The organism is Streptomyces sp. NPDC006476 (assembly GCF_040612015.1).
Lineage (GTDB): Bacteria > Actinomycetota > Actinomycetes > Streptomycetales > Streptomycetaceae > Streptomyces > Streptomyces griseorubiginosus_B.
Map to the genome: position 1 here is coordinate 1 of NZ_JBEXPK010000081.1, position 10,039 is coordinate 10,039.

Below are 10,039 nucleotides of genomic sequence, written 5' to 3' on the forward strand. Positions count from 1 at the left end.
AGGTGGCCTCCCAGCTCTTCCTCTCCCGTCACACCGTGGCCTTCCACCTGCGCAAGATATTCCGCAAGTTGGACGTCGCCTCACGTATGGAACTGGTCAAGGCGTGGGACGGCACCGGCAGGCACTGAGGGAAACGGTGCTGCATATCACGCGGTCGACAAGGATCCGACGCCAGGAGAACGAGTCGTGTGCCGGCCGAGGAAGGAAGACGAATCGCACGACTGAAGTTCCCCCAAGGCCGGGTAGTTAGGGCCCGTAAAGAATCAACACGTTGCTTCACGGTCTCTCTGTCGTTGGTGGGGTATGCGCATACCGAGCGAGGTTCATGACCAACTGGCCCTGAGATTCGGGGGGTTGTTCCCTCATCTCAATGAGCGGCAGCAGCGACTGGCACTGGCCGCCGAGGCCCGGCTGCTGGGGCATGGCGGGGTTCGGGCCGTCGCGCGTGCCGCGGGGGTGAGCGAGACGACGGTGCGGAAGGGGGTCTTCGAGCTGGAGGCCGATTTCCGCTGGTGTCAAGGGGATTGGGATGATGTAGGGCGGCGGGGCCGGTTTTGATGATGAGACCGCGGTCGGCCAGGCGACTGAGCTGGCGGCAGATGGACTGGACGGTGATGTCGCCGAGGCGGCGGGAAAATTCCTTGGAGCTCCGACGCCGCCCAGCCCTGGGACACCAACCTCGATTCGTCTGTGGTCTGACGGCGTCGTCGTGAACGGCTGGGTGCCGATATGTCCCTCGCCGTGTGGGGACGGCTCACCGCATGCGCTGCGGGGGCGTCGGCTTCCACGGGGCCGATGGTGGTGCGGTGCTCTCCTCTCCGGCGTCGTCGGGGTGGTGGCCGGCTGTCATGTGCGGGTCGGAATCTGGGTGGCCCGCTGCCAGGCTGTGGTGAACGCCGCCGCCCATGGCCAGGTGCGGTCGAGGTGCAGGGTGCGTCTGCGGGCGTGATCGGTGAGCCGGGCGGGCAGGTGATACAGCTTCATCCGGATGGTCTCCGGCTCCGCGGCGGCGAGTTCCGGCTTCGTCGTGCAGGAGGAGGAGCCGGGTCCAGGCGTCGAGGTCGATCGTGGTGGCCAGCAACCAGGCGGCATTCAGCTGCCAGGACTTCGACGGCAGCAGCCCGAGACCGATCCGCTTGATCGCTTTCACGCGGTCCTCGACCTCGGCGTGATCACGGTAGAGGGCGTCGACGAACCACACCTGCCCGGAGCCGGGCACCCTGGAAAGCCCATGATGGTCGGGGATGTTGGTGGCGATGATCTGGTAGCGCCAGCCGGTGCGCTTCTCGAAGGCCGTCAGCTTCTTCGCATCCCGCCGCGAGGGCTTGACCCGGCGCACGATCAGCCGCATCCCCTCGGGCCAGCCGGTCAGGTCGCGTACCCCGGTGAGCTCGGCGACCTGGTAGGACAGCCACTCGCCGTCCGGGCCCTTGATCTCGTGCACCCGGCCTTCCTGCCGCAGCGCGGGAGTCCATACGTTCTTGGGCAGCAGCGCGATGGCTCGTTCGTCCGTGGCGTTGATGGCCCAGCCGGTTACCCAGCGCACCCGCCGCCGGCTGGTGGTCAGGGTCTGGAGGTGGTCGAGAACGTCGTGGCTGAAGGCCGCGCCGTCGATCCGGATCAGCAGCTTCGACCACAGCGGGAGCGGGAGCTGCCGCAGCGTGGCGGCCAGAACACTCTTGTGGTCGGCGACGTCGTTGGAGATGAGGGAATCACTGTGCAGTCATGTTCCGCGTCGCAGCCCATTGTCCTCTCCTCGTGCGTCGGTATCCGGTGGCGGTGCTTGCTGGTTGTCCAGGAAGCGCATGCGGGTGTAGTAGCCGTTGGGGCGAGAGTGAAGCTCGCGTAGCCGCTCTTGCTCTGTCCGGTCGCGTGAATGATCCACATCCCGCCCCGGCCGTCGATTTTCCGGGCGGTTACCCAGCCCTTGACGATCCAGGAGTTCATCGTGCTTGGCGGGATGCCGAGTTCGGCCCCGAGGTCGGTGGCCCACCAGTCGTCCGGGCCGAGGAGGTGCTCGTAAGGGGCGCGGGTGCTGCTGCCCTGGGCTCTAGCAGACCCTGGCGGCGCAGGAGATCGCGGACGCTGTCCGGGCCGAAGGTCTCGCAGCGCTTCGGCGGCCGCAGGCCCTCGCTGTTGAGGATCTGGGCGATCTGGCGGGTGCCCACCCCCTGTTTGGCCAGTTCCCGGGTCCAGGACAGGAGTAAAGGGTAGTAGCTGAGCTGCTCGAACTTGGCGACCGGACGGAGCAGGCGGCTGGTGGTGCGGTGGCCGCCGGCCCAGGTGACGGTGACCCGACCTGCTCGGACTCGCCGATGACCCGGACCGCGACCTGCTCGATGAGCAGCCGCAGCAGGTGTTTGCGGTCCTCGACGGTCGTGGTGGGTGCGTGCCACAGGCCGGGCAGGTCGGCTGCCAGTTCGCGGATCGTCTCGCGCTCGGTGGGAGAAAGCATGCGCGGTGCGGCGGCCGTGAACCGGGCGTCGTCCTCGCGCAGTTTCTCCCGGTCGGCCAGGGCCTGTTCCCATTCGGCCTCCAACTGGCGTACCACCAGGCGGTTCTCGGGCTCGGCGAGGTGGTGAGCCCGACGGGCGCGGTCGACGCGTTCCAGGCGCTGGCTCCAGATCTTCTCCACGGCGGCGCGGTCACGCTCGACCTGCTCGGCGGCATGCAGCGACAACTCCAGCGAAGCGGGGGCGATCGCGGTCAGGACGAGGTTGGTGATGTGCTCGTCGAGGCAGGCACCTGCCAGTTCCTGGCAGCGCTGCCCGCCGTAGTGTGCGTACTCCCAGCTGCAGTGGTAGATGTATCCGCGCTGCCCCTGGTAGCTGCGGTAGTACACGCCCATGCGCCGTTTGCCGCACTTGCCGCACCGCAGCAGGCCCGCGAGCAGGGCATCACCGCCAGGCGGGGAGCCCGGTGTGGTCGCGGTGTTGCGATTGGCCTCCAGCCGGGCCAGGTTGCGCTGCCACCACTCGACACTGATGTAGGCGGGCAGTCGTCCAGGCAGGTAGACCAGCCAGTCCGCGGGATCCTTGACCGCGCGTTCGCGTCGGCCCGCCCCGTGGTACTCGGTGTGCTTGTGTCCGTAGGCGTAGATCCCGGCGTAGACGGGACTGCGGATGGTGTTGCGAACGATGGTGCGGTTCGGGCGCCGCCACACCACCTCCCCGCGATCGGGCCCGTAGCGCTGCCGTCCGCCCAGCTCAATGTCGTTGGCGACCAGCCAGGCCAGCAGCGCGTGCAGGTTCCCAGCTCCTCGAACTTGGCGAAGAGCAACCGGATGACGGACTGGACCTGCTCGTCCGGGTCGATCACGATCTCTCCGGACGGGCGACGCCAGTAGCCGATCGGCGGCTCGAACCCCAGCCCCCCGCGCCGGGCCTTGGCGATCCGCCCGCCCCACATCCGCTGCTTGATCAGATACAGCTCGGCCTCGCTGATCGTGCCCTTGAGACCCAGCAACAGCCTGTCATTGTGCTCGGCCGGATCGTAGACCCCGTCCGGATCCGCCAGCAACGTACGCGACAACGCGCACAGCTGATGCCAGTCCCGGCCCGAACGGGCCAACCTGGACATCTCGATGCCCAGCACCACCCCCACGTGGCCCAGCCCGACCTCGGAGACCAGACGGGTAAACCCGGGTCGGTCCTGCGCCCCGGAAGCGGAATGGCCCATGTCCTCGTCGATCACGAGCGTCCGCGACGGTGGCCCGCCCAGCATGACGGCCCGTTCCACCAGCGCGTACTGCAACTTCGCCGACTTGGTGTTGTGCCGGAGCTGACGCAGCGTCGACTGCCGGACATAGACGACCGGGAGCCGGTCACGGTGATGCGCGGCCACCTTCCCCGACACGCTTTCCCACAGACGCTCCGCCCGCGCCGTCACCATCATCACCCCCGCTCGCTCTCGCGACGGTCGTCAAGGGCTTGTCGCCACCGCCGCCCCCGCGGCCCGGCGCGCCAGCAGCCCTAACAGCCGTACTACCAGATGCCGGTTCACCTCAGGTAGCTCTGCCCACACCCCCACGGTCGCCCCCGAGACGAGGGGGGCTCACCTTCATCCTGCTGTCCGTCCACGGCTCCTCCGGCCCCGAGGCACTCGCTCGCCGGCCCGCGATCCGCCCGACCTCGGCGACCAACTCCAACAGCGCCTCTACCGCAATGATGGGCACCAAAGAGGCGTCAACACCATCCACCGTCGTGTTGAGATTCCCTACTTGACCTGAGTTCCGCAGCTGAGGTGCTGCTCTAGTCCACGAAAATGTGGGTTGACCTGCGGATATGTGTGATCGCACGCGGGATCGGCGTGTGTCTAGGCGGGAGCGTTCGTGCTGGTCAGACGGTTGTGCCGGGTTCCAGGGTGATGATGCGCTTGGGCTCGGTGACGCCGAGCTTGGCGAGGATGGCGCGCTGGGGGGGGGGCTGGTCTCGGTGCGCTGGCGGAAGGTTCCGGCGGGTCCGGTGAAGGTGCCGACGTGGATGCGCTCCAGTTCCTCGCGGAGGTTGAGCCAGGTGTCTTCGCAGGTGGTCTCGGCGATGCGGATCAGCAGCAACGCCAGCCAGCAGAGCAGGACATGGGCGCGTATCCGGTCTTCCTTGCGGTGGTAGACGGGCCGCAGATCGATGATCGTCTTCATGTCGCCCCATCCGCGCTCGACTTCCAGCAACTGTTTGTAGCCGGTCGCGATGTCCTCGGCGGACAGGTGCGGGTCGCTGCAGCGCAGGAGGAGCTTGCCGTCCAGGCGTTCCTCGGCCTTGATCGCGGCCTTGTCGATCCGTAGCAGCCCGCCGGGGGTTGCGCGCAGGAAGCGGTGCAGGCCGGGCTTGGTGGACAGCTTCCCGCGCAGTTCGGCGCGCTTGAGTGGCTCCAGCTTGTCGGAGCCCTTGATCGCGTCTTCGAGCTGGGCGAGCAGGTCGGCCCGGATCGCGGCATCGCGGGTCGCCTGGTCGGGGTTGTGGCAGATGACGAACCGGTCTGCGGTGTCGGGGAGTTGGACCTGCTTGACCTGCATGTTGTCGGCGACGTGTGCGTAGCGGCCCTGGCGGGACAGGGCGGCCTGGGCGGCTGGTGAGCCGGAGCGGATCTTCTCGCCGAGGATGTAGTGGCCGCCGGCTCGCTGCAGGAAGCGGCGGTTGGTCTCGGAGGCGAAGCCGCGGTCGGCGACCCAGACCACCCGGGTCAGCTTCCACTCGCGCAGGTCCTCGCGGACCTGGCGGATCAGCGCTTGGTCCCCGGTGTTCCCCGGCCAGCTCCACACCCTGATCGGGATGCCGGTGCGGGTGACGGCCATGCCGATGACGACCTGCGGCAGGTCGGGGCGGTGGTCCTTGCTCTTCCCGTAGGCCCGGAAAGACGCCGTCTTCGGGTCACCGCTGTCCTCGGTGGCCTTGCTCGGCTCCGCCTGGTCGGCAGGCTCGTCGGGAAGGCGCAGGCCGTGTTCGTCTCGGGCCACGGGGATGTCGGGTTCGCCGGTCTCGAAGTAGGTGCTGGTGGTGTCGAAGAACAGCAGGTCGACTTCGAGGTTGAGCAGGTCGGCGACCTGCCAGTAGACCTCTTCGGCGAGCTTGTCCTCGATCTTGAGGAGCCAGTCCATCGCCCGGTAGCAGGCGTCGTCGCTGGTGGCGGGCAGTCCGGGGATGTGACTGTCGTGTTCGATCCAGCGGGTGGCGGCGAGCTTGGAACCGGGGGCCAGTGCGCGGTTGGCGACCAGTGCGAACAGCACCCGCTCGGCGGTCGGGTCCAGGCGACGCCCGGTCAGCAGCTTCTTCGTGACGGTGTCGATGCCGATGCGGTGCCACAGGCCGTCCAGGGCGTGGGCGCCGCCCATCTACCTTTGAACGTGCCGGCCGCCCCCTCCTTGCAGCTGGTGCAGGTGACGATGGTCGCGTCCAGGTCCAGGACGTACCAGCCGGTCAGGACCCGGCCGCACACCGAGATCCAGGGGAAGCCGCCGGGGCGCAGGGCGAGCAGCATCCACACCACGCGGCGTATCGCGGCGCGGGCGCGTTCCACCCGGGCCGCGACCGGGGTGTCGATCGCAGCCAGGGCGCGGCGCAGGGTGCTGTCCGAGACCGGCCGTGGGAATACCGGCCTCCAGTGGTGCTGGAGTTGCTCGGCCTCCAGGATGCTCGTCGCGCCGAGCACGATGCGCAGGCCAGTTGGAGCAGCGCCATTCCCCGGTCCCGCCAGCCCGGACCGGTGCCCTTCGGCAGCGCCGCACTCAGCGCGGTGGCCAGGCCGACGCGGTCGGCGACCTTCCGCAGCAGCACCACGCCCGCGTGGCCGATCAGGTTCTTGCCGTCGGCCCGCACGGCAAGCCGGTGATCCCATTCGGTAGCCTGCACCTGTTGGGTGCCTCTTCTCTGCGACGGTTTTGATCTAGGAAATCCAGATCATCGCAGGTAGGAGGCGACCTTCTCCTGTCAGGGCGTCAGGTCACGGCCGCAGCTGCATACATGAGGCTGATCCCAACGGAGGAGAACCGGAGACCGAACCGAACCAGCATCCGTCCCGCACCGTACCCTCGGGGCGGATCCCCCTCGTATTGCGACTGTCACTACAGCTCTGCGTTGACGGTCCTGCTGTACGTTCATAAGGTCTTTTCGCAGAAAGAAAACGTCCGCCACCCGCAGGGGATGCCGCAGGCGTATGCCTGAATCGCCAAGCCGCCTGCTGAGGCTTCTGCATACCCGTGCCCTGTTAGTGGATCATCGTGCAGTACAAAGTGCCGTCCAGGGAGAGCAGACCGATGAGAAAGCTTACTGCCGCCTCCGTTGTGGTGACATCATCGTGTCGTAACGCATCTTCATCTCGGGTGAAGCGTGCATCGTCGGCTCCATGACCGGCATTCCATATCACTCTTCACACGTGGAATCCGGAAGGCATCCAGCCGCAGTCTCAATTCGGACGGGCGCGGGTCGAAGCCGTCAATTCGTGACTAAGTATGGCAGTACCCGTTGGGCGCTCCGTTGTCATGGCAGCGCATGAGCGACTCGGAATCCCGTGTCAAGGCTGGGACTCATCGGAGACACCTTGCATCCGTTATGCCGCGGTCCGGAGCCGATCAGGTTGGCGGACCGGACGGTGATGACCGCCGGCATTCTCCCCGACGCCCTGACAGACCATGCAAACGCCAAGCTCTTCGCCCAGTTGTACCGCCGACGCTTCAGATACGTCCCTGGATTGGGCTGGCACCGCTGGGATGGTCATCGCTGGGAGAGCGATGAGGGCGGATCGGTGCTCTGGGCGGCAGGAGAGATGGGCGAGGCCCTGGCTACGAGTGACCTTGATGGGGTTTATCGTCAGTCCGATCTCGACAAACACCGCGACCGGGCCCTGTCCACCTCCGGTATCCGTGCGATGCTTGCCCAGGCAAGTTCTTTTGCCAGCATGGCACTTGCCCCAGAAGCACTCGATTCTGACCCATACGTCTTGTGCACGCCCGGCGGCATCGTCGATCTGCGTTCAGGACTCAGTGATCATCCAGACCCGGACAGGCATGGTCACACAAGGTCAACATCCACGGTACCTGCTGAGATGCCCATCCCTCTTTGGTTCCGATTCCTCGCGGATACTTTCGGCGAGGAGGCATCTGGTAGGGATATGATCAATTTCCTTCAGAAGTTGCTCGGATATTCGATCACTGGCGCTGTCGATGCCAAGATCATGGTGTTTCTGTACGGTGCGGGATGCAACGGAAAGAGCGTTCTGGTCGATGTACTCATGCGACTCCTCGGAGACTACGCCACTTCCGGCCCGCCAGGGTTCCTCTTGGCACGACCTGCTACAAGTCACCCAACGGATTTTGCCGAGTTACGAGGTCGCCGGCTGATCGTTTGTTCCGAACTGCAGGCTGACGATCGCTGGGATGAGGACCGGGTGGAACTACTGACAGGCTGTCATCGCATCGAAGCACGCCGTGTGCGGCAGACTCCCTTCTCATTCTCACCCACACACAAGCTGTGGTTTCTGGGAAATCATCGCCCTCAACTGAGCACGGGTCGGTGCTCATTCTTGGATCGGGTGCGAGTATTACCCTTCGATCAGGTCGTCCCGGATGCCCGGAGGATCGACAATCTAGCCGACACCTTAGTCCGCGAAGAAGGGCCCGGCATCCTCCATTGGCTGATACTCGGCGCCAACCGCTACCTGGCCGGGGACACCGATCTTTCCGGCACGGAGCGCGTCAAAGCCGCTACGGCTGCTTATGCGGAGACCGAGGATCACGTGGGGCGGTTCCTCGACGAACGGTGCATGCTCGCCAAAGGACTTCGAGCCGAGCAGCGGGATCTGTACGGCGCGTACCAGAATTGGTGCCGGTTGGAGGACATGACACCGATATCGTCACGACTCTTCGCGGAGCGGGTTCGCTGCGCCATCGACCGGTGTTCGCTGCAAGAGACGACTGGATCCTACCAAGGCAAGTTCTACGTCGGAATCGGATTGACGTCCGAAAGATCAGTCACGGCGAACGACGATACGCGAGGGCATCGGGCAGCCTCCGACCGACACGGTTACTCAGGTTGAACTCGCAGAGTCCGGCGGTCTGATCGCAAACATTCACCACGACCGCGTTGGGTGATGGTTTCGGGTGCGGGGTGACGGCCGGTGACCGGGATGGTCGTCGGCTGACGGTGCGTCGGGCGGTCAGGCCAGGGCTGCGGGCGGGAGCCAGGTGGTGCCGGTGAATGCGTCGCGGAGCACGGCGAGGGTGTTGACGGTGTGCTTTACGGCGGTGGCCAGCACGCCGCGGATCAGGTAGCCGTCCGGACTTCTTCCCAGCAGGGAGCAGAGGCTCCAGCTTCGCCCACTGCGCATTCGTCAAATCGTGCCTCCCCATGAAGTGGATCTTGACACATCAAGATCCACTTCTGAAACACGCCCTAGGTGCGGGCCAGCGTGGCGCGGCGCCGGAGCGCAGCACGGGCCCAGGCGCGTCGGGGGCGGACGGAGTGATGGACGAGCAAGCGGCGACCCACTGCCGTGCGGCCCGGAGGCTGTCGAGGGCCTTGGCGAAGTGGGGCACCACATGGCGGGCGAGCAGTTCGAAGCTCTGGTGGACGTGCTCACGGGACGCCCAGTCCTGGGTGTGGACGAGCAGGGTGCCAAAGCCGCCGGTCACGGACCGTATCTGCTCGATCCGCTCGATAGCGTCGGCCACCGATCCTATGATCATGAGGCCCTGTTCCGACGCCGCCGCAGCCTCCTGGCCTTCCGGAAGCGGCACCGGAATCTTGGGGACCTCCCGGTTGTACCGGAACCACCGACTCAGGCCGGACTGGACCTGCGCCAGGGCCTCCTCACGGGTCTCGGCGACGTGGACGGGGACGCTGATGCGCCACCTCGACCGGTCTGCCGCTCTCCCGTACCGGCTCGCCTCCTCCTGCAGTGCCTGCCACATCATGGCCGGGCTCGGCCCCTGCCTGCCCAGGCGGCCGATCGCGGTGAGCAGGCCCAGCCCGTGACGGCCGGCCAGGCGGGCGCCAAGGTCCGATCCGACACCGGCGACGACCATGTCCAGCGGCTTGCTGCATGGGCGGACCTGGAGCGCCGCGTCGTGGAGTTCGAACCAGTCCGTGCTCTGGGTGATGCGCTCGTCAGTGGTCAGCAGCCGCACCAGGACATCGAGCGACTCGGACATACGACGGCGCTGGTGGGCCGGGTCGATGCCGAGCATCCGGGCGTCGAGGGGAGAGGTTCCCGCCCCCATGCCGAGCATGGCGCGGCCGCTGCTCTGGTGGTCGAGCTGGACGATGCGCTCGGCCACGGTCAGCGGGTGGTGGAAGGGCAGGCTGACGACTCCGGTGCCCAGCCTGATGCGGCGGGTCCGCTCGGCCGCGGCTGCGAGGAACAGTTCGGGCGAGCTGACCGGGGACAGTCCGCCGGAGTGGTGCTCGCCGACCCACACCTCGTCGAAGCCTAGGGCGTCAAGCCGTTCGACGAGTTCGAGGTCGAACCGGAGGGACGTGGTCGGGTTCTCGGCGAGGCTGCGGAACGGCGGCACGAACGCGCCAAATGTCAGTGTCACGGGGGGTCC

Annotated in this window: 8 protein-coding genes and 2 pseudogenes; 3 read left to right on the forward strand and 7 right to left on the reverse strand. The window is 66.5% G+C overall.

Annotation, left to right across the window (positions count from 1 at the left end):
- Positions 1 to 2: 2 nt before the first annotated feature.
- Positions 3 to 128: a LuxR C-terminal-related transcriptional regulator gene (locus tag ABZZ74_RS44810; protein WP_356949911.1), complete on the forward strand. Its 126-nt coding sequence runs from the start codon at positions 3 to 5 to the stop codon at positions 126 to 128.
- A gap of 175 nt (positions 129 to 303) precedes the next feature.
- A pseudogene (locus ABZZ74_RS44815) lies at positions 304 to 501 on the forward strand (ISAzo13 family transposase); the annotation flags it as partial.
- A 253-nt stretch (positions 502 to 754) separates the two neighbouring features.
- Here the strand turns inward: ABZZ74_RS44815 and ABZZ74_RS44820 are convergent.
- The 5 genes and pseudogenes from ABZZ74_RS44820 to ABZZ74_RS44840 all read right to left on the reverse strand — a co-directional run bounded on the left by ABZZ74_RS44820 (position 755) and on the right by ABZZ74_RS44840 (position 6,147).
- The gene (locus tag ABZZ74_RS44820) at positions 755 to 1,546 is read right to left on the reverse strand and encodes a hypothetical protein (RefSeq protein WP_356949896.1); all 792 of its coding nucleotides are present in this window, start codon (positions 1,544 to 1,546) and stop codon (positions 755 to 757) included.
- 504 nt (positions 1,547 to 2,050) lie between these two features.
- Complete coding sequence (locus ABZZ74_RS44825; protein ID WP_356949897.1) at positions 2,051 to 3,166, reverse strand: recombinase zinc beta ribbon domain-containing protein; 1,116 nt, start codon at positions 3,164 to 3,166, stop codon at positions 2,051 to 2,053.
- A 263-nt stretch (positions 3,167 to 3,429) separates the two neighbouring features.
- Positions 3,430 to 3,894: pseudogene (locus ABZZ74_RS44830) on the reverse strand (recombinase family protein); the annotation flags it as partial.
- A gap of 109 nt (positions 3,895 to 4,003) precedes the next feature.
- A complete protein-coding gene (locus tag ABZZ74_RS44835; RefSeq protein WP_356949898.1) occupies positions 4,004 to 5,830 on the reverse strand; it encodes an IS1634 family transposase in 1,827 nt (608 codons plus the stop codon).
- On the reverse strand, positions 5,758 to 6,147 hold the full coding sequence (locus ABZZ74_RS44840) for a hypothetical protein (protein WP_356949899.1): 390 nt from the start codon (positions 6,145 to 6,147) through the stop codon (positions 5,758 to 5,760). The genes ABZZ74_RS44835 and ABZZ74_RS44840 overlap by 73 nt, the downstream gene beginning before the upstream one ends.
- A gap of 942 nt (positions 6,148 to 7,089) precedes the next feature.
- On the opposite strand from ABZZ74_RS44840, the gene ABZZ74_RS44845 reads away from it, so the two are divergent.
- On the forward strand, positions 7,090 to 8,529 hold the full coding sequence (locus ABZZ74_RS44845; RefSeq protein ID WP_356949900.1) for a phage/plasmid primase, P4 family: 1,440 nt from the start codon (positions 7,090 to 7,092) through the stop codon (positions 8,527 to 8,529).
- A gap of 120 nt (positions 8,530 to 8,649) precedes the next feature.
- Here ABZZ74_RS44845 and ABZZ74_RS44850 read toward each other — a convergent pair whose 3' ends face one another.
- Both ABZZ74_RS44850 and ABZZ74_RS44855 read right to left on the reverse strand, forming a co-directional pair.
- The gene (locus tag ABZZ74_RS44850; protein ID WP_356949901.1) at positions 8,650 to 8,820 is read right to left on the reverse strand and encodes a hypothetical protein; all 171 of its coding nucleotides are present in this window, start codon (positions 8,818 to 8,820) and stop codon (positions 8,650 to 8,652) included.
- 40 nt (positions 8,821 to 8,860) lie between these two features.
- Positions 8,861 to 10,030, reverse strand: coding sequence for an LLM class flavin-dependent oxidoreductase (locus ABZZ74_RS44855; RefSeq protein ID WP_356949902.1), 1,170 nt, complete (start codon positions 10,028 to 10,030; stop codon positions 8,861 to 8,863).
- Between the last annotated feature and the right edge of the window lie 9 nt (positions 10,031 to 10,039).